Source organism: Comamonas flocculans (genome assembly GCF_007954405.1).
Classification (GTDB): domain Bacteria; phylum Pseudomonadota; class Gammaproteobacteria; order Burkholderiales; family Burkholderiaceae_C; genus Comamonas_C; species Comamonas_C flocculans.
Genome location: NZ_CP042344.1, coordinates 1,274,801 through 1,293,496, shown reverse-complemented (window position 1 = coordinate 1,293,496; position 18,696 = coordinate 1,274,801). Strand labels below are relative to the sequence as shown.

General features: G+C 69.1%; 18 protein-coding genes, 1 tRNA gene and 1 riboswitch. Of the genes, 15 read left to right on the top strand and 4 right to left on the bottom strand.

Annotation, left to right across the window (positions count from 1 at the left end; translation table 11 throughout):
• Nucleotides 1–71 precede the first annotated feature (71 nt).
• From FOZ74_RS06305 to FOZ74_RS06265, 9 genes are all read left to right on the top strand, one after another.
• Nucleotides 72–617: a LemA family protein gene (locus tag FOZ74_RS06305; protein WP_146912266.1), complete on the top strand. Its 546-nt coding sequence runs from the start codon at nucleotides 72–74 to the stop codon at nucleotides 615–617.
• Nucleotides 614–1,963, top strand: coding sequence for a 16S rRNA (cytosine(967)-C(5))-methyltransferase RsmB (gene rsmB, locus FOZ74_RS06300; RefSeq protein ID WP_146912265.1), 1,350 nt, complete (start codon nucleotides 614–616; stop codon nucleotides 1,961–1,963). Before FOZ74_RS06305 ends, rsmB begins: the two co-directional genes overlap by 4 nt.
• A complete protein-coding gene (locus FOZ74_RS06295; RefSeq protein ID WP_146914105.1) occupies nucleotides 1,935–2,609 on the top strand; it encodes a DUF4390 domain-containing protein in 675 nt (224 codons plus the stop codon). The genes rsmB and FOZ74_RS06295 overlap by 29 nt, the downstream gene beginning before the upstream one ends.
• The gene (locus tag FOZ74_RS06290) at nucleotides 2,606–4,903 is read left to right on the top strand and encodes a sensor histidine kinase (RefSeq protein WP_146912264.1); all 2,298 of its coding nucleotides are present in this window, start codon (nucleotides 2,606–2,608) and stop codon (nucleotides 4,901–4,903) included. Before FOZ74_RS06295 ends, FOZ74_RS06290 begins: the two co-directional genes overlap by 4 nt.
• Before the next feature lie 40 nt (nucleotides 4,904–4,943).
• A complete protein-coding gene (locus FOZ74_RS06285) occupies nucleotides 4,944–5,636 on the top strand; it encodes a response regulator (RefSeq protein WP_146912263.1) in 693 nt (230 codons plus the stop codon).
• 52 nt (nucleotides 5,637–5,688) lie between these two features.
• Nucleotides 5,689–5,764 (top strand) — tRNA-Phe (locus tag FOZ74_RS06280).
• Between the two features lie 136 nt (nucleotides 5,765–5,900).
• Complete coding sequence (locus tag FOZ74_RS16290) at nucleotides 5,901–7,349, top strand: DUF6088 family protein (RefSeq protein WP_255437809.1); 1,449 nt, start codon at nucleotides 5,901–5,903, stop codon at nucleotides 7,347–7,349.
• Nucleotides 7,346–8,395 (top strand): nucleotidyl transferase AbiEii/AbiGii toxin family protein, encoded by a 1,050-nt coding sequence (locus FOZ74_RS06270; protein ID WP_146912262.1) that lies wholly within the window; start codon nucleotides 7,346–7,348, stop codon nucleotides 8,393–8,395. Before FOZ74_RS16290 ends, FOZ74_RS06270 begins: the two co-directional genes overlap by 4 nt.
• Nucleotides 8,396–8,726: 331 nt before the next feature.
• Complete coding sequence (locus FOZ74_RS06265) at nucleotides 8,727–8,912, top strand: response regulator (protein WP_146912261.1); 186 nt, start codon at nucleotides 8,727–8,729, stop codon at nucleotides 8,910–8,912.
• A gap of 45 nt (nucleotides 8,913–8,957) precedes the next feature.
• Here FOZ74_RS06265 and FOZ74_RS06260 read toward each other — a convergent pair whose 3' ends face one another.
• Nucleotides 8,958–9,212, bottom strand: coding sequence for a DNA glycosylase family protein (locus tag FOZ74_RS06260; RefSeq protein WP_146912260.1), 255 nt, complete (start codon nucleotides 9,210–9,212; stop codon nucleotides 8,958–8,960).
• An 83-nt stretch (nucleotides 9,213–9,295) separates the two neighbouring features.
• A riboswitch (yybP-ykoY riboswitch) is annotated at nucleotides 9,296–9,466 on the top strand.
• A gap of 8 nt (nucleotides 9,467–9,474) precedes the next feature.
• On the opposite strand from FOZ74_RS06260, the gene FOZ74_RS06255 reads away from it, so the two are divergent.
• Nucleotides 9,475–10,053 carry a TMEM165/GDT1 family protein gene (locus FOZ74_RS06255; protein ID WP_146912259.1) on the top strand — a complete coding sequence of 193 codons (579 nt, stop codon included), beginning with the start codon at nucleotides 9,475–9,477 and terminating at the stop codon, nucleotides 10,051–10,053.
• Between the two features lie 9 nt (nucleotides 10,054–10,062).
• On the opposite strand, the gene FOZ74_RS06250 is transcribed toward FOZ74_RS06255, so the two are convergent.
• Entirely contained in the window at nucleotides 10,063–10,785 is a 723-nt protein-coding gene (locus FOZ74_RS06250; RefSeq protein ID WP_146912258.1) for a cytochrome D1 domain-containing protein, read from the bottom strand.
• An 81-nt stretch (nucleotides 10,786–10,866) separates the two neighbouring features.
• Between FOZ74_RS06250 and FOZ74_RS06245 the strand changes: the two genes are divergently transcribed.
• Both FOZ74_RS06245 and FOZ74_RS06240 read left to right on the top strand, forming a co-directional pair.
• On the top strand, nucleotides 10,867–12,303 hold the full coding sequence (locus FOZ74_RS06245) for a DUF2868 domain-containing protein (RefSeq protein WP_146912257.1): 1,437 nt from the start codon (nucleotides 10,867–10,869) through the stop codon (nucleotides 12,301–12,303).
• On the top strand, nucleotides 12,300–13,721 hold the full coding sequence (locus tag FOZ74_RS06240; protein ID WP_146912256.1) for a GTPase/DUF3482 domain-containing protein: 1,422 nt from the start codon (nucleotides 12,300–12,302) through the stop codon (nucleotides 13,719–13,721). Before FOZ74_RS06245 ends, FOZ74_RS06240 begins: the two co-directional genes overlap by 4 nt.
• A 19-nt stretch (nucleotides 13,722–13,740) precedes the next feature.
• Here FOZ74_RS06240 and FOZ74_RS06235 read toward each other — a convergent pair whose 3' ends face one another.
• Nucleotides 13,741–14,877, bottom strand: coding sequence for an aminotransferase class V-fold PLP-dependent enzyme (locus FOZ74_RS06235; RefSeq protein ID WP_146912255.1), 1,137 nt, complete (start codon nucleotides 14,875–14,877; stop codon nucleotides 13,741–13,743).
• 65 nt (nucleotides 14,878–14,942) lie between these two features.
• The gene (locus FOZ74_RS06230) at nucleotides 14,943–15,704 is read right to left on the bottom strand and encodes a YggS family pyridoxal phosphate-dependent enzyme (RefSeq protein WP_146912254.1); all 762 of its coding nucleotides are present in this window, start codon (nucleotides 15,702–15,704) and stop codon (nucleotides 14,943–14,945) included.
• Between the two features lie 47 nt (nucleotides 15,705–15,751).
• Here FOZ74_RS06230 and FOZ74_RS06225 point away from each other — a divergent pair, with 47 nt between their 5' ends.
• The 3 genes from FOZ74_RS06225 to FOZ74_RS06215 all read left to right on the top strand — a co-directional run bounded on the left by FOZ74_RS06225 (nucleotide 15,752) and on the right by FOZ74_RS06215 (nucleotide 18,683).
• The gene (locus FOZ74_RS06225) at nucleotides 15,752–16,795 is read left to right on the top strand and encodes a type IV pilus twitching motility protein PilT (RefSeq protein WP_146912253.1); all 1,044 of its coding nucleotides are present in this window, start codon (nucleotides 15,752–15,754) and stop codon (nucleotides 16,793–16,795) included.
• 79 nt (nucleotides 16,796–16,874) lie between these two features.
• A complete protein-coding gene (locus FOZ74_RS06220; RefSeq protein WP_146912252.1) occupies nucleotides 16,875–17,504 on the top strand; it encodes a cyclic nucleotide-binding domain-containing protein in 630 nt (209 codons plus the stop codon).
• A 42-nt stretch (nucleotides 17,505–17,546) separates the two neighbouring features.
• Nucleotides 17,547–18,683 carry a PilT/PilU family type 4a pilus ATPase gene (locus FOZ74_RS06215; RefSeq protein ID WP_146912251.1) on the top strand — a complete coding sequence of 379 codons (1,137 nt, stop codon included), beginning with the start codon at nucleotides 17,547–17,549 and terminating at the stop codon, nucleotides 18,681–18,683.
• The last annotated feature ends 13 nt before the right edge of the window (nucleotides 18,684–18,696 follow it).

Genomic DNA, 18,696 nt, shown 5'->3' with positions numbered 1-18,696 from the left:
CAGGCTCTGAAGACAGGCCCGCTGCAGCGCATGCTCGGCGGGCCTTTTTTCGGGCCGGCCCGGTTCAAGCCATGAGCTGGATGCATGTCGCCATCTTCGCGCTCGCCATCGCGGTGTTCTGGATGGTGGGTGCCTACAACCGCCTGGTGCGCCAGCGCGCGGCGGTGCTGCAGGCCTTCGGTGCGCTGGACGCTTTCTACCTGCGCTGGATTACCTTGACCGGCGAATGCCTGGCGGCGCTGCGCGAACCGGAGGGCGACGCCGGCCTTGCCGACGCCCGCGCCGCGGTGGATGCGGCCACCGGCCAGCTGGGGGCGTCGCTCGCGGTGGCGCGCGCGCGCCCGCTGGACGGCGCGGCGATCGCCGCGCTGGGTGCCGGCACCCAGGCGCTGGCCGCCGCCTGGCAGGGCCTGCGCCAGCAGGCCGAGGGCGCGCCGCAGGCAGCGCGCACCGCCCTGGCCTTGTGGGGCCGGCAGTACGAGGCCCTGCGCCAGCAGAGCCTGCCCACGCGTGAGGCCTTCAATGCCGCGGTGCAGGCCTACAACGCTGCGATCGGCCAGTTTCCGGCCAATGTGCTGGCCTGGCTGTTCAGCTTTCGCCGCAGCCAGGGTCTATGATGCAAGAACACCGCGCGCCGCCGCTGTGGCAGCTGCTGAACGCCAGCGCCGCAGCCCTGCGCGCGGTGATGGCGGGCACTTCCGCCACCAGCGCCCTGGCCGCCGTGCCCGCCGCGTTGCGCCCTGCGGTGCAGGCGCTGCTGTTTCAAGCGCTGCGCCAGCTCGGGCGTGCCCGCGCGCTGGCGCGCCTGCTGGCGCAGCGCCCGCCCGCGGCCGATGCGCAGGCGCTGCTGCTGACCGCGCTGGCCCTGGCCTGGGACGATCAGGCCGCGCCCTACACCCCTTTCACGCTGGTGAGCCAGGCGGTGGAAGCGGCCAAGCGCCAGCCGGCCACGCGCGCCCAGGCCGGTTTCATCAACGCCTGCCTGCGCCGCTTCCTGCGCGAGCGCGATGCGCTCGTGGCCGCGACCGACAGCGACGAGGTCGCGCGCAGCAACCACCCCGCCTGGTGGCTGCAGCGCCTGCGCGCCGACCACCCCGAGCACTGGCAGCGCATCGTGCAGGCGAACAACACCCAGGCCTCGATGGTTCTGCGTATTTCAGAGTCAAAAACCACTGTAGCCCAATACCAGCAAGCGCTGACAGCTATCGGTATGCAAGCGCAGACGCTGGGCGGTACGGCGCTGGCCCTGCGGCGCGCGGCGCCGGTGCAGGAACTGCCGGGCTTTGCCGCGGGCTGGTTCGCGGTGCAGGACGCGGCCGCGCAGCGCGCCGCGCCGCTGCTGCTGCAGGGACTGGATCGGGGCGCGCCGCTGCGCCTGCTCGACGCCTGCGCCGCGCCCGGTGGCAAGACCGCCCACCTGGCGGACTGGGCACTGGCGCGGCGCGCTCCATGGACCGTGACCGCGCTGGAGGTGGACGCACGGCGCGCCGCGCGCATCCACGACAACCTGCAGCGCCTGGGCCTGCAGGCGCAGGTGCTGGTGGCCGACGCCGCCCAGCCCGCGCAGTGGTGGCAGGCCGCGGGCGGGCAGCCGTTTGACGCCATCTTGCTGGACGCGCCGTGCACCGCCTCGGGCATCGTGCGCCGCCACCCCGACGTGCGCTGGCTGCGCCGCGAGAGCGACATCGCGCAACTGGCGGCGCAGCAGGCACGCCTGCTCGACGCCCTCTGGCCCTGCCTGCGCCCCGGCGGGCGGTTGCTGTACTGCACCTGTTCGGTATTCCGCGCCGAAGGGCAGGCGCCAGTCGCGGCGTTTCTTGCGCGCAACGCCGATGCGCGGCTGCTGCCCTCGCCGGGGCATTTGCTGCCCGCGCCGGCGCACACCGGGGGCTCGCTCGGGGACAATGCCGAGGGTGAGCACGATGGTTTCTTCTATGCCCTGCTGCACAAGACGGCGCCTTGATGCGCCCCGCCCGTGCCTGCGTGCGCGGGCGGTGCTGGCGGCGCTGCTGTGGTGCGTCGGCAGCTTCGCCGGGGCGCAGACCGCGGCCGCGCCCGGCGCGCTGCAGCTGCAGGTACAGCGCGACGCGCAAGGGGTGTACCTGTCGGCGCTACTACCGCTGCAGCTGCAACCGGCGGTGCAAGACGCGCTGCTCAAGGGCATCGCCATGCACTTCACCGCCGAGGCGCAGATCCTCAGCCCGCGCTGGTACTGGAGCGACAAGCTGGTCGCCGAGGCCCGGCGCTACCTGCGCCTGAGCTATCAGCCGCTCACGCGCCGCTGGCGCCTGGTGCAGTCGCCCGAGCCCATTTCGCCGAGCGGCCTGGGCATCGTGCTGGGCCAGAACTACGACAGCCTGCCCGAGGCGCTGGCCAGCATGCAGCGCGTCTCGCGCTGGCAGGTGGCCGAGGCCGAGGCGCTGCAGGACGACGCCAGCTACACGCTGCGCTTTCACTACCGGCTGGACACCTCGCAGCTGCCGCGGCCGCTGCAATGGGGCACGGTGGGCGGGGCCAACTGGAGCCTGCACTTGCAGGGCAGCGCGGCGGTGCCGCCCCTGGGCGCACCCGCGCCGGAGGCGCCGCCCGTGCCGGCGCAGGGTTCATGAGCATGCGCGAGCAGCGCCCGGCCGGCTCGGCGCGGCGCGCCGCCACCCGGGCGCGCGGCATACGCTGGGCGCTGGGGCTGGGCGCGGGCTTCATGTCGGCCATCGCCATCGTGCTGCTGTTCCTGCTGACGCTGGCGACCAACAACCGCGCGCTGTACGAGCGCAACTTCAACTGGCTGGTGGCGGTCAACGTGCTGGTTGCGCTGGTGCTGCTGGTGGTGCTGCTCTGGGGCGGCGCGCGGCTGCTCGGGCGGCTGCGCAAGGGGCGCTTCGGCAGCCGGCTGCTGCTCAAGCTGGCGGCCATCTTCGCGCTCGTGGGCGTGGCGCCGGGGCTGCTGATCTATGTGGTGTCCTACCAGTTCGTCTCGCGCTCGATCGAGACCTGGTTCGACGTCGAGGTCGAAGGGGCGCTCAACTCGGGCGTGAACCTGGCGCGCGTTACGCTGGAGACCCTCGCCGGCGACATGGCCGCCAACACCCGCAGCGCCGGCAGCCAGCTGGCCAAGGTGCCGGACGCCGGCGCCGGTCTGGTGCTCGAGCGCATGCTCGACCAGCTCGGCGCCTCCGACCTGGTGCTGTGGAGCGCGGCCGGCCAGCCGCTGGCCAGCGCAGGGCAGTCGCTGCTCACGCTCAGCCCGGTGCGCCCCAGCGCGCAGATGCTGCAGCAGGCGCGCCAGCAGCGCGCGAGCTGGCAGATCGAGGGGCTCGAAGACGTCACCCGCGCCTCCGACGCGCCGCATGCGCGCGTGCGCGTGCTGGTGCCGGTGGTCAACCCGCGCGTAGGCCTGCTGGAAGAGCCGCGCTACCTGGAAGCGGTGCTGGAGCTGCCGCCGGCGCTGGTCACCAACGCGGTGGCGGTGCAGCAGGCCAACCGCGAATACCAGGAGCGGGCGCTGGCGCGCGTCGGCCTGCGGCGCATGTACATCGGCACGCTGACCCTGAGCCTGTTCATGGCGGTATTCGGCGCGGTGCTGCTGGCGGTGATCCTGGGCAACCAGCTGGCGCGCCCGCTGCTGGTGCTGGCCGACGGCGTGCGCGAGGTGGCGGCCGGCAACCTCGCGCCCAAGGCCGCGCTGGAGAGCCACGACGAACTCGGCCAGCTCACGCGCGCCTTTGCGCTGATGACCCAGCAGCTCGCGGACGCGCGCCAGCAGGCCACGCACAGCATGCAGGCGCTGGACAGCGCGCGCGCGCACCTGCAGACCATCCTGGACAACCTCACCGCCGGCGTCATCGTGCTCGACCCCGAGGGGCGCATGCGCACCAGCAACCCCGGTGCCACGCGCATCCTGCGCGTGCCGCTCGCGGCCTGGCAGGGCCAGCGCCTGGCCGACGTGCCCGAGCTCGCCGACTTCGCGCTGGCGGTGCGCCAGCAGTTCGACATCTTCCTGGGTAACACCGAGCGCCACGGGCTGGACCACTGGCAGCACGCCTTCGAGCTGCACGGCAGCGCCAGTGCGCCGGCCGGCATGCCCAGCCAGGGCGTGAGCCTGGTGGCACGTGGCGCGGTGCTGCCCGACAACGGCCGGCTGCTGGTGTTCGACGACATCTCGGAGATCGTCTCGGCCCAGCGCACCCAGGCCTGGGGCGAGGTCGCGCGGCGCCTGGCGCACGAGATCAAGAACCCGCTCACGCCCATCCAGCTCTCCGCCGAGCGCCTGGCGCTCAAGCTCGACGGCAAGCTCGCGGACCCCGAGCAGGCCATCCTGGGCAAATCGGTCAAGACCATCGTCGAGCAGGTCGATGCCATGAAGCGCCTGGTCAACGAGTTTCGCGACTACGCCCGCCTGCCCGCGGCCAACCTGCAGTTGCTCGACCTCAACGCGCTGGTCAGCGACGTACTGCATTTGTATGGCGAGGAGACGGCCGCCGTCCCGGTGGTCGCCGAACTGGATCCGCGCTGTCCGCCGATTGCCGGCGACGCCCAGCAGCTGCGCCAGGTGGTGCACAACCTGCTGCAAAACGCCCAGGACGCCACCCTGCAGGCGCGCGGCGCCGGTGCGCGGCAATGCCCGCCGGTGCGCCTGCAGACCGTCTGGAACGAGGCCGGCCAGCGCGTGCGCCTGACGGTGAGTGACGGCGGCGCGGGCTTTCCGGAGCACATCCTGCGTCGCGCCTTCGAACCCTATGTCACCACCAAGCCGCACGGTACGGGCCTGGGCCTTGCGGTGGTCAAGAAAATCGCCCAGGAACACGGCGCGCGCGTGGACATTGCCAACCGCGTCCACGAAGGCGTGATAGAGGGTGCGCAAGTCTCGTTATCATTCGAGGCGAGGCCACAGGCGGCCACCTGACAAGACCGCCAAGGCGAATCGAGAGGGTGCAAACAAAGACATGGCAAATATTCTGGTGGTCGACGACGAATTGGGGATACGCGACCTGCTGTCCGAAATCCTCAATGACGAAGGCCACAGCGTGGACCTTGCCGAGAATGCCGGCCAGGCGCGCAGCGCCCGCGAATCCGCCAGCTACGACCTGGTGCTGCTGGACATCTGGATGCCCGACACCGACGGCGTCACCCTGCTCAAGGAATGGGCCACCAGCGGGCAGCTGACCATGCCCGTCATCATGATGAGCGGCCACGCGACCATAGAGACGGCGGTGGAGGCCACGCGCATCGGCGCCTTTTCCTTCCTGGAAAAACCCATCACGCTGCAAAAGCTCCTCAAGGCCGTGGAGCAGGGGCTCACGCCCGCCGCGCCCGCTGGCGCCAAGGGCAAGGCCGGCGCACGCGGCGGCGCGCACAGCGGCGATGCGGCCGCGGCCACTGCGGTGGCCAGCACCGGCGCGCCGGCCGGTGCCGCCCAGCCCGAGCCAGGCCCGCTGCCCCACCAGGGCTTCGACCTGGACCGCCCCTTGCGCGAAGCGCGCGACGGCTTCGAGAAAGCCTATTTCGAGTTCCACCTCGCGCGCGAAGGCGGCTCCATGACGCGGGTGGCGGAAAAAACCGGCCTGGAGCGCACCCACCTGTATCGCAAGCTGCGCCAGCTCGGCGTGGACCTGGGCCGAGGCAAGCGCAACAACTGAAGCCCGACCGCCCCATGGGCGGCCGTTTTTTGCCCCTATAATCACGCGCTCTGGCCCGGTAGCTCAGTCGGTAGAGCAGAGGACTGAAAATCCTTGTGTCGGTGGTTCGATTCCGCCCCAGGCCACCATTCATCTACGCCTAGTCCCTCCCGACTAGGCGTTTTTGTTTGTGGGTCAAGGACTTAGCTCCAAAATCCCGCTCAGAACGCCCCAGACGGTTCCGTTACATCCCGGAAGTGCCCGTACCCCGATCCGTACCCTAGAGTGATTTCATCGAAATCGACCTTTTTGCGGTACGGGTGCCATGGGACAACTGACCGACACGTAGATCAAGGCCATCAAGCCGGGGCCAAAGAAGTCTTCTTCAACGACGGCGACAACCTGTTCCTGCGCGTGCGCAGCACGGGAAAAGCCTGGGTCTACCGCTACGAGAAAGCCGGCAAGACCATCAAGCTGGGACTGGGGCCATACCCGGCGGTGACGCAGGCGCAGGCGCAGGCGCGCGCCAAAGCCTGCGAGGCCAACAGCCAGCGTGGGAACGGGCTCGACCCCAAGGAAGCCCGCCGGGATCAGGCCGAGCAGGTGCGTGTTGCCCAGCTCAATACCTTCGAGCGCTTGGCGCGTGCCTGGCACGCCAGTGCGAAGAAGGACCGGGAGTGGTCCGAGGGTTATGCCGAGAAGGTCATTCGGCATCTGGAGATTCATGTCTTCCCGTGGGTCGGTGATCGGCCCATCGAGACCATCCCTCCGACCGAGATCGTCCGCTGCCTGCACCGGATCAAGGATCGGGGCAACCTCGAGACGGCCCAGCGCGTGCGCGAGGCTGTGCAGCACGCGTACCAGTATTCGGTCGATGTCGGCGCCCTTGAGCCCGCCAAGAACTTCGTGAACAAGAATACCGGTGGTCTCTTGCGGCGTGCTGAGCTGAGTTGTCCGGAAATTGTTGGCATATTTCGGACAATGTGTGCTTGCTTGGAGTCCGAAAAAAATATACAAATATCGGACATGCCCGATCTCAAATCCCAAATCGCATCCATGGTGTCCGCTGCGCCGCCCGGTAGTGTCTGGACGCCCGCCGACTTCGCCGCGCTGGGCGGCCGCAACGCGGTGGACAAGGCGCTGCAGCGTCTGGCGCTGGCGGGTGAGCTGCGCCGGATCGATCGGGGGCTTTACGACCGGCCCGTGGTCAGCCGCTTGACCAAGAGGCCCACGACGCCCGACTACCGCGCCGTGCTCGATGCCATCGCGCGCCGGGATCAGTTGCGCATGCTGGTCGATGGCATGACCGCCGCGAACGATCTGGGCATGACCGACGCCGTTCCGGCGCGTGTGACCATCCACACCGATGCGCGGCGGCGTTCGATCCAGCTCGACAACCTCGTCATCGAGTTCAAGCAGACGGCGCCCAGCCGCCTTTATTGGGCCGGGCGGCCCGCCATGCGGGTGGTGCAGGCGCTGCACTGGCTCAAGGACACGCTGGGCTCCGACCGGGATCGCGTCCTGCGGCGTCTCGGCAAGATCCTCGCCGAGCCCGTGCACGGGCCTGCGATCCGGCAGGATCTGATCGAGGGCTTCGCGGCGCTGCCCGCATGGATGCGGGAGCTGCTACGTGAACTGCCGAGCTTCGATCCTCTGGCCACGCGGCATGTCGCCCCGAGGGAGCGTTCGCCAGTCACGCGAGGCGTCGTGAGAAAGGCGAGGGTGCCTCGATGAACGAGGCCTTCAACGCCGTCATTGCGGCCGACGATGGGGAGCGGCGCGATCTGTTCCTGGCGGCCTCTACCCGCCTTGGTACGGCAGTGCAGAACGTGGAAAAGGACTTCTGGGTCTGCTGGACGCTCGATGCGCTGTTCAACGGTCTGCCTGCTGGCGGACCGAGGCTGCTGTTCAAGGGCGGTACGTCGCTGTCCAAGGCCTTCGGCCTGGTGCCGCGCTTCTCGGAGGACATTGACGTCACGGTGTTCCGCGATGATCTGGGACAGTCGGTCGACGTTGTTGAACTGGATGCCCTCAGCGGCAAGAAGCTGCGCGCTAGGCTGGATGCGGTTCGCACCGCCTGCCAGGCCTACATCGCGGGTCCGCTGCTGGACCAGCTTGGCGAGTTGGCCGTATCGGTGATGCCGACCGATCGCTTCCGGCTGGAACTCGATGCCGAGGACCGGGACGGGCAGACGATCCTGTTCTGGTATCCGGTGGTCACGGCGCGCGGCGAGAACGGCTACATCCGCTCGGCGGTGAAGATCGAGTCCGGAGCGAAGTCGGCGCTGGACCCGCATGTCTCGGCAACCGTTGTGCCCTATGTCGCGCAGGACCTGCCCGACATGGATCTGGCCGTCGGCGGTGTCACGACCGTCAAGCCCGAGCGCACGTTCTGGGACAAGGTGGTCATCCTCCATGGGCTGCGTCAGTGGCATGAACGCCGCGGCGAGTTGCGCCATGGCGGGCAGCGGGTATCGCGCCACTACTACGACGTGCATCAGATGATGCGGTCTGGTGAGGCGGCGCAGTGGGCGAACGACCACGCGCTCGCACTCGACTGCGCGCGCCATGCACGGCTGTTCTTCGGCAGTACGGACCTGAGGCTGGATGCCGCTGCGCCGGGCTCCTTCACGTTGACGCCGAGTGCGGTGATGCGCGACGCGCTCGCCAGGGACTACGAGGCGATGGCCGGCATGGTGTTCGGCGATGTGCCTCGCCTGGAGGATGTGCTGGAGAGCGTGCGACAGTTGGAAGAAGCCATCAACGTCGCCTCGAACTAGGACCCGGTTCTTGGACGGGTCTTCATAGACCCACTGCGTTGGATAGCCATGCATGCACTACGCATCCAGTCGTGTTTTTGGTACTGTATGAACACCAAAAAAAACAGCCTCTAAAAATAGCTTTCCGAGGGGCTTTCCCCAGATGGTTCCCTCGTCTATCTATCGATTTTTCAAGAGGCTGCCCTCATGCTGGTTAGACAATCTTTTGGGATTGGGTCCCAGGCCACCAAACCAGATAAGGAAACCCCGCTACATAAACACTAGCGGGGTTTTTCTTTTTCCGCCCGCCCTGGACGCGGCTTGCCGGCATTTTGGGTCAATATGGCCCGGCTTGATGCGCGCTTCGGGTTCGCCCGCGGGCCGGCCGGTGGCTGCAACGGGATGGGGTGACCAGGCTGCGCGCACCAAGACCGCCCATACCGGCTTCAACTACCACCTGACCAAACCGATCAATCTGGAAGAACTGGTCCGCATCCTGGAACGCCCCGTTGCCGAGATTCCGCCTGTGGCATCCTGAGCGGGCCGCGTCCCCGCCTTGTCTGAGCGGGACCGGGCCCCTGCGTCAGGCGCGCCGGTCGCCGGTTGCAGCGAAGGCCACCAGCGCCCGCACCCGCTCTTCTATGGAGTCTGCGGCCCGTGCGGAAAGTTGCTGGCCGATGATGGCGCGGGCCAGTGATTCGAACGGTGTGAGCTTGCGGTCGGCCAGGGTGCAGGCGCCGAAACGGGCGACCAGCGTATCCATTACCGGGCAGGCGCGGCGCAGGTGCGCCTGGGCGGCGGCCAGGCTCTGGCGGTTCAGGCGGGCGGGAGCGGGCATGGCGAATTTCCAGCGTGGGCAGAGGGGCCAAAGCGGCCGGCATGCGGTGGTGCACCGGGCCGCCGCAGGGCCGAGGTTACACTCGCGCGGTCATTGGGGAGTAGCCGCGCTTTCCTTGCGGAAGTGGCTGACGTCAACATCCTTGGCCCGCAGGCCATGGCGTCAGCGGTGCGCCACCTGGCAAGACCTTTGACTGCCGTGCACCCGCCCTGGCCGGAGGTGCGCGGCGGTCAATCGTTCTTGATCCGGCCCGGGAATGTGCATGGAAGCTTTCCTCGTCTCCACCGGGGTGGTCGCGCTGGCAGAAATCGGCGACAAGACCCAGCTGCTGGCTTTCATCTTGGCCGCGCGCTTCAAGAAACCCCTGCCCATCGTTTTGGGCATCCTCGCGGCCACCCTGGTCAACCATGGCCTGGCCGGTGCCCTGGGCGCCTGGATCACTGCGGCGGTGGATCCGGGCGTGCTGCGCTGGGTGCTTGGCCTGTCCTTCCTTGCGATGGCCGGCTGGACGCTGGTGCCCGACAAGATGGACGATGAAGAGACCGCCGTCGCGCGGCGCTTCGGGGTGTTCGGTACCACGCTGCTCACCTTCTTCCTGGCCGAGATGGGCGACAAGACGCAGGTCGCCACCGCGGCCATGGCCGCGCACTACGGCCTGCCGTTGCTGGTGGTGCTCGGCACCACGTTCGGCATGCTGATCGCCGACGTGCCCGCGGTGTTCATGGGCGACAGGCTGGCCGCAAAGATCCCGATGAAGCTGGTGCATGGACTGGCGGCGGCGGTATTCGCGGCGCTGGGCGTGGCAACGCTGCTGGGCGCGGGGGCCGGCTGGGGGTTTTGAGGCGGCGCATCAGTCGGGCGCCGCCGGCCGTTCGCCCACCTTGCGGCGTACGTCCAGGTGGATCACGTCCCAGGTCTGCGGCGCCTGCGCATGGCGCACCAGCACGCGGCAGCAGTCGCCCGCCAGGCGCAGCGCAGTTGCTGGCGCCGGCAGCGGCGTGCGCCGCGGGTGCAGCAGGCCGGGCTGCGCCAGGCCTTCGCCCATGCGGTAATCGTGCACCAGGCCGTCGAAGACGGGCTCTGCCTGCGGGTCGTAGGAAAGCTCCCACAGCTCCCGCAGTTGCGAGAACGCGATGATGAAGCTGCGCCGCGCCGGCATGTCCAGCACTTGCAGCACGCCCGAGGGCTGCTGGCCATCGAGCCGCTGCACCGGCAAACTCTTGACGGGGCGCAACCGGGCGTCAAACACCTGCAGTTCGGGGCGCCGGCTGCTTGCCGCCAGCAGCCAGCGGCCGTCCGAGGACAGGGCCAGCTGCTCCCAGGGGCCGCTCTCGCGCTCCTGCGCCAGCGGCTGCAGCGTGCAGCCGTCCAGCCGAGTGATGCGGCCAGACTGCGTCAGCACGTAGTGCCACCTACCGTCCGCGCGGCTTTGCCAGCTCGCGGCAAGCCAGGGCTCTCCCGCGTCGGCGCTGGCTTGCGCCGGCGTGCGGCATGCGGGGGCGGCCAGCGCCACCAGGGGCAGGCAGGCGCACAGCGCAAGCTGGCGCGCGCGTTGCAAGAGGGTCGGGGACATGCGGTCAGGGGCTGGGCAGGCTGCCCGCTTTGTACCAGAGGCGATGCGCCGGGCGCGCTCTGTCGATAATCTGCGCCATCCATGGACAGCCGCCCCTTCCACCCTGCTGGCGATGCACCGCCGCCGTCTGCGCTGCAGATGGCGCTGATCGTGCGGGCGGTGCAGCGCATCGAGCGCGAGGGCCCGCTCGATGATGCCGCCGAACTGCGCCGGGCCTGGGGCGCCGGTGGTACGCGGGCGCGGCAGGTGGCGCTGCGTGCCTGGCTGCTCGGTGACCGCCTGGGCCTGCCGCAGGAGCTTGCGCGCTGGCGCTCCTGGGGCGGCTTCGCGGTGCTGCTGCTGGCGCTGCTGCTGGCGCTGGCGGGCCTGGCCGCGGCCCGCAGCGTGCTCACGCCCGAGCGCAGCATCAACGCGGTGGCGGCCTTCGTCACGCTGCTGGGCCTGCACCTCGTGACCCTGTTGCTCTGGCTCCTGGGCCTGGCCTGGTCGGCGCGCGGCGGCATGCTGTCCATGCCCGGCCCCTCGCTCGGGCGTTGGGTGCTGGCGGCCAGCGCCCGCCTGGCGCCGGGGCGCGGACGCCACGCGCCGCTGTTGTGGCAGGCCCTGGCCGGCGTGCTCGGGCGCGAGCGGCTCTGGCCCTGGCTCGGGGGTCTGCTGAGCCACGGCATCTGGGCGCTGTCGCTCGCCCTCACCTTGCTGGTGCTGGCTTTCGCCTTTGCCTTTCAGTCCTACCGCCTGAGCTGGGAGACCACGATACTCAGCGCCGGTTTCTTCGAGGGCTTCGTGCGCGCCACCGGTGCCCTGCCCGCACTGCTGGGCTGGCCGGTGCCCGGCCCCGAGGCGGTGCTTGCCGCCGGCCGCGGCGCGCCCGCGGACGCGGCCAGCCAGCATGCCTGGGCGATGTGGCTGCTGGGCTGCGTGCTGTTCTATGGCCTGCTGCCGCGCGGGGTGCTGGCGCTGTGGAGCTGGCGGCGCTGGCGCCGCGGCAGCGCGCAGGCGCAGGCCGTGGACATGGCGGACCCGGCGGTACAGGCCATCGTGCGCCGGCTCGATGCGCTGGAGCCGGTGCCGCAGGTGCTCGACCCTGAACACAGGGCCGCCGCCCCCACGACGGCGCAGGCGGCCGCTGGCGCGGTGCCCGGCGCGGGTGCGCCGCTGGTGGTGGGCTTTGAACTGCGCCCGCAGCAGCCCTGGCCCCTGCCCGAGCTCGCCCACCTGGCCAGCGAACGCCTGGACGGCAGCGGCGCACAGCGCGAACGCTTCTTTGCCCGCCTGGCGGCCGAACGCCCGGCCAGCCTGCTCTGGGTGGTGCATGCCGGTGCCAGCCCGGACCGCGGCACCGCCCGGCTGCTGCGCGAGGCCAGCCAGAGCGTGCCACGCATGGCCCTGTGGCCGCTGGGCGAGCCGGGCCGCGAGCGCTGGCGGGCTTGGCTGAAATCTGAAGGTTTTTCGGGTCTGGCGCTTGTGGAGCAAGCGCAACCAGCTATCGAGTGGATAGCAGACCGGGAGCGGCCATGAGTGCGCCCCTGGTGCTTGCCGTGGTGGGCCACACCAATGCGGGCAAGACCTCGCTGCTGCGCACGCTCACGCGCCGGGTGGACTTTGGCGAGGTGTCGGATCGCCCGGGCACCACGCGCCACAGCGAGGCCATCGCATTGCGCGCCGACGGCCAGGTGCTGGCGCGCTTCATCGACACGCCGGGTCTGGAGGATTCGGTCGCGCTGCTTGAATTCCTGCAGCGCCAGCCGGGCCAGACGCGCCTCGCGCGGGTACGCGCCTTTCTTGCCGGGCCCGAGGCGCAGGCCTGTTTCGAGCAGGAAGCCAAGGTGCTGCGCGCCCTGGTCGATGGCGCCGACTGCGCCCTGCTGGTGATCGACGCACGCGAGCCGGTGCTGCCCAAGTACCGCGCCGAGATCGAGATCCTGAGCTGGTGTGGGCGTCCGGTGATGCCACTGCTCAACTTCCTGCGCGAGGCCGGCGGCCATGCGCAGCACTGGCACGCGGCGCTGCAGGAATGCGGCCTGCACGCGCGCGCCGAGTTCGACGTGGTGGCGCCGCTCGATGGCAGCGAGCAGCAGCTCTACACCGACCTGGCCACGCTGCTGCCGGCGCAGCGCGCGCAACTGCATGCGCTGGCCCAAGCGCTCGCCCGCGGCGCGCGCGAACGCGAACGGGCGGCGCTGCGCACCCTGGCCGACACCCTGGTCGACGTGGCCGCCATGCGCCGCAGCGTATCGGCCGCGGACTTTGCCGATGCCGCCGAGCGCGCCGCCGTGGTGCGGCGCTTTCAGGACGAGGTGCGCGCCCATGCGCGGCGTGCGGTTGCGGCCCTGCTCGCGCTGCACGCCTTTCGTCCTGGCGACGCGGAGCTGGCCGAACTGCCGGAGCTCTCCGGCCGCTGGGAGGACGACCTGTTCAACCCGGTGCTGCTGCGCCAGGCCGGCAGCCAGCTCGGGCTGGGCGCGGCCATCGGTGCGGGCCTGGGCATGGCGGCCGACCTGGCGCTGGCCGGGCTGTCGCTGGGCGCGGCCACCACGCTGGGCGCGACGCTGGGCGGCGCTGCCTCGGGCGGCTGGAAGCCCGTGTGGCGCAAGCTGGAAAACCGCTGGCAGGGTGTGCAGGAGATGAGCGTCGAAGACCCGGTGCTGCTGCTGCTGGCCCGCCAGTTGCTGCGGCTGGCCCGGGCGCTGGCGCAGCGCGGCCATGGGGCGGTGCAGGTGCTGCAACTGGCCGATGAAGACGCGGGCGAGCCGCTGTCCGGCGCGCGCGAACTGCTGCGGCTGCTGGCGCCGGCACGCGCCCATGCGCGCTGGGAACGGGGTGCGGGCGCAGGTGGGGCGCAGGGCGAGCAGCGCGAGCACACCGTGCGCGCCGTGGCCCAGTGGCTGCAGCGCCAGCAGGGGCCGGATGCGCCCCTTGTGCCGGCGCCGCCCTGAGGCGTGGCCGGCCGGCTCTTCAGGCCGGCACGCCCATGGCGTCCAGCGCGCGCGACAGGCGCGCCACCGTCGCGTCCACGTCGGCCCACTTGTCCAGGCCGAACAGGCCCAGGCGGAAGGTGTGAAAGTCCGCACCCTCGTCGCATTGCAGCGGCACGCCCGAGGCGCTCTGCACGCCCGCCTGCAGGAATTTCTTGCCGCTCTGGATGTCGGGGTCGCTGGTGTAGCTCACGACCACGCCCGGCGCCTGCCAGCCCTCGGCCGCCACGCTGGGAAAGCCGCGGCGCGCCAGCAGCGCGCGTACCTTGGCGCCGAGCTCAATCTGCTGTGCGCGCAGCGTCTCGAAGCCGCGCTCGCGCGCCTCCTGCATGGTGTCGCGCAGCTGCACCAGCGGATCGGTCGGCATGGTGGTGTGGTAGGCGTGGCGGCCCTGCTCGTAGCCCTCGGCGATCTGCATCCACTTCTTGAGGTCGCAGGAAAAGCTCGAGCTCCTGGTGTGCTCGATGGCGCTGCGCGCGCGCTCGGACAGCATCACCATGGCGCAGCACGGCGAGCTGCTCCAGCCCTTTTGCGGCGCGGTGATCAATATGTCCACGCCGGTCTTGCGCATGTCCACCCAGACCGCGCCCGAGGCCACGCAGTCGAGCACGAAGAGCGCGCCCGCCTCATGAGCGGCGCTGGCCAGCGCGCTGATGTAGTCTTCGCTCAGCATGATGCCGCTGGCGGTTTCCACGTGCGGCGCGAACACCACCTTGGGTTTTTCGGCGCGTATCGCCTGCACCACTTCATCGATCGGGCAGGGCGCCCAGGGTGCTTGCGCACCTTCGCCCTGGCGGCGCGCCTTGCACACCACCGCGCCGCCGCCCAGGCCGCCTTCTTCGAAGATCTGCGTCCAGCGGTAGCTGAACCAGCCGTTGCGCACGATCAGCACCTTCTCGTGGTTGGCGAACTGGCGCGCCACCGCCTCCATGCCGAAGGTGCCGCTTCCCGGCAGGATGACCGCGGTATGCGCCGCATACACCTCCTTGAGCGTGGCCAGGATGTCCTGCATCACGCGCACGAAGCGCTGCGACATGTGGTTGAGCGAGCGGTCGGTATAGACCACGGAAAATTCCAGCAATCCGTCCGGATCGACGTGGGGCAACAGTCCTGGCATCTTCTTGTCTCCTGCGGGTGTGATCGGGTGGTTGAGGCGCTGCACTGTGGCAGTCGCCGGGGTTTTCAGCCGGGGGCATCGGCATGGGCAGGTTCGGTTTGCGCGCTCGCCTGGCCAGCCGGGTAGTGGCGCGCACCGAAGATGCCGCTGCCCACGCGCACCAGGGTGCTGCCGGCGGCAATTGCCGCCTCCAGGTCGGCCGTCATGCCCAGCGACAAGGTGTCAAAGCCGGTGTGCCCGGCCGGCAGGCGCGCGGCGATGGCGTCGAAGACGGCGCGCGCGCGCTCGTGCACCTGACGCTGCGCGTCGAAGTCGGGCAGGGCATCGGGAATGCTCATCACGCCGCGCAGCTGCAAGCGTGGCAGCCTGGCCACGGCGAGCGCGAATTCCACGGCCTCGTCCGCAGCCACGCCCGACTTGGTGGCGCCGCCGTCCACGTTCACCTGAACGCATACGCACAGCGGCGGCAATTCGGCTGGGCGCTGCTCGCTCAGCCGCTGCGCAATGCGGGGGCGGTCAAGCGTCTGCGCCCAGTCGAAGTGGCGCGCGACCAGCGCGCTCTTGTTGCTCTGGATCGGCCCTATGCAATGCCATTGCAGCGCGGGCAGTGGCCGGCGCGCCAGCTCGCCCATCTTGTCCAGCGCTTCCTGGATGTAGTTTTCGCCAAACGCGTGCTGGCCGGCCTGCACCGCCTGGGCCAGCGCGTCCGGTCCGAAAGTCTTGGAGACCGCCAGCAGGCGCACGCCCGCAGGGTCGCGTGCGCAGGCCGCACAGGCCCGCGCGATGCGCCCGCGGATGGCTTGTAGGTTGTCGCTGATCATCGTCATAATGACTGCCAGAGCGTACCCCAAACCGGTTCCAAGAGGGAGCACACGTGGACATCACCCAGCTACTAGCCTTCAGCGTGAAGAACAACGCCTCGGACCTGCACCTGTCCGCGGGCCTGCCGCCGATGATCCGCGTGCATGGCGACGTACGGCGCATCAACGTCGATGCGCTGGACCACAAGACGGTACATGCCATGGTGTACGACATCATGAGCGACGCGCAGCGCAAGATCTACGAAGAATTCCTCGAGGTGGACTTTTCCTTCGAGATCGACGGCCTGGCGCGTTTTCGCGTCAATGCCTTCAACCAGAACCGCGGTGCGGCAGCGGTGTTCCGCACGATTCCGAGCAAGATCCTGACGCTCGAGCAGCTCAATGCACCCAAGATCTTCGCCGACCTGGCGCTCAAGCCGCGCGGCCTGGTGCTGGTGACCGGGCCCACGGGCTCGGGCAAGTCCACGACGCTGGCGGCCATGGTCAACCACCTGAACGAAACCGAGTACGGCCACATCCTGACCATCGAGGACCCGATCGAGTTCGTGCACGAATCGCGCAAGTGCCTGGTGAACCAGCGCGAAGTCGGGCCGATGACGCTGTCGTTCTCGGCCGCGCTGCGCTCGGCGCTGCGCGAGGACCCGGACGCCATCCTGGTGGGCGAGATGCGCGACCTCGAAACCATCCGCCTGGCGATGACGGCCGCCGAAACCGGGCACCTGGTGTTCGGCACGCTGCACACCTCGTCGGCGGCCAAGACCATAGACCGGGTCATCGACGTCTTTCCGGCCGAGGAAAAGGACATGGTGCGCGCCATGCTGTCCGAATCGCTGCAGGCGGTGATCTCGCAGACGCTGTGCAAGCTCAAGGACGGCTCGGGCCGTGTGGCCGCGCACGAGATCATGCTGGGCACCAGCGCGATCCGCAACCTGATCCGCGAGGCTAAGGTGGCGCAGATGTATTCCACCATCCAGACCGGCAACAGCCAGGGCATGCAGACGCTGGACCAGAACCTCACCGAGCTGGTGCGGCGCAACATCATCAGCCCGGCCGAAGCGCGCAGCAAGGCCAAGATACCGGAGAATTTCCCCGGTTGAGGGTCACAGCGCGGTCGCGCACGCGGCCGCCACCGTTTCAGCCCCCAAGGGGAGTCATCAAGCAATGGGAGAGACAGCCATGAAAGGCATCCTCGGCCTGCTCAAGGCGAAGTACGGCAAGACCCCGGAAGACGCGCCGGAGTCGGCGTTTTTCACGACGGCATTCGTGGGCCAGGGGGTGGACGACGCGCTCCTCATTCCCTGGGAGGCGCGCGCCACCGAGATTGGCGCCAAGCGCCTGCCCAAGAGCCGCGGCGGCAAGCTGCTGGAGGCGCTGTGGTCCAAGGACAAATACATGTCGCATCTCGATCAGGACGCGGTCGAGCGCATGGAGCGCTTCTTTCAGTTCGCTTCGGTGCCGCCCAATCGCGACGTGATCCGCCAGGGGGAGTACGGCAACTTCATGGTGGTGCTGCTCAATGGCACCATTGCGGTCGACCGGCTGCAGCCCTGGGGCGAGCAGCTGCGCCTGGCGGAGACGCGCCCGGGCGACATCCTGGGCGAGATGTCGCTGCTGGACAGCGGCATCCGGTTCTCTTCCTGCACCACGCTCACCGACTGCGAACTGGCGGCGCTCAACGCCGAATCCATGGACGAGATGATGGCCAAGGACCCGCAGCTGGCCGCCAGTCTCGTGGCCCTGCTGGCGCGCAAGCTCTCGCAACGCCTGCGCGTGGTGAGCGCCCGCCTGAGCGACCATCAGAACTGATGCTCCGGCCCGCACCGGGCACATGCAAGGAAGGGACAGACCATGGAACGCGATCAGGCAAGCAAATTCATCAACGACCTGCTCAAGCTGATGGTCAGCCGCGGTGGCAGCGACCTGTTCATCACCGCGGATTTTCCGCCGGCCATCAAGGTGGACGGCAAGATGACCAAGGTCTCGCCCCAGCCGCTCACGGCCATGCACACGCTGACCCTGGCGCGCTCCATCATGAGCGACAAGCAGGTGGCCGATTTCGAGCGCACCAAGGAATGCAACTTCGCCATCTCGCCCGTGGGCATAGGGCGCTTTCGCGTCAACGCCTTCATCCAGCAGGGCAACGTCGGCATGGTGCTGCGCACCATCCCGCTGAGCCTGCCGTCCATCGACAGCCTGGGCTTGCCGCAGGTGCTCAAGGAAGTGGCGATGACCAAGCGCGGCCTGTGCATCATGGTCGGCGCCACCGGCTCGGGCAAGTCCACGTCGCTCGCGGCCATGGTGGACTGGCGCAATGAAAACTCCTACGGCCACATCGTGACGGTGGAAGACCCGATCGAGTTCGTGCATGCGCACAAGAACTGCGTGGTGACGCAGCGCGAGGTGGGGCTCGATACCGACAGCTGGGAGGCGGCGCTCAAGAACACCTTGCGCCAGGCGCCCGACGTGATCCTGATGGGCGAGATCCGCGACCGCGAGACCATGGAGCATGCGGTGGTCTTTTCCGAGACCGGCCACCTGTGCCTGGCTACGCTGCACGCCAACAGCGCCAACCAGGCGCTGGACCGCATCATCAACTTCTTCCCTGAAGAGCGGCGCGCGCAGTTGCTCATGGACTTGTCGCTGAACCTGCGCGCACTGGTCTCGCAGCGCCTGGTGCCCAAGCAGGACGGCAAGGGGCGCATCGCGGCGGTGGAGATCATGCTCAATTCGCCCCTGATTGCCGACTTCATCTTCAAGGGCGAGGTGGCCGAAATCAAGGACGTGATGAAGAAGAGCCGCAACCTCGGCATGCAGACCTTCGACCAGGCGCTGTTCGACCTCTTCGAGGCCAACCTCATCAGCTACGAGGATGCGCTGCGCAACGCCGATTCGCTCAACGACCTGCGCCTGCAGATCAAGCTGTCGAGCCAGCGCGCCAAGTCGGGCGACCTGGCGGCGGGCACGGAACAATTCGCCATCGTTTGAAGAAGGAAAATCG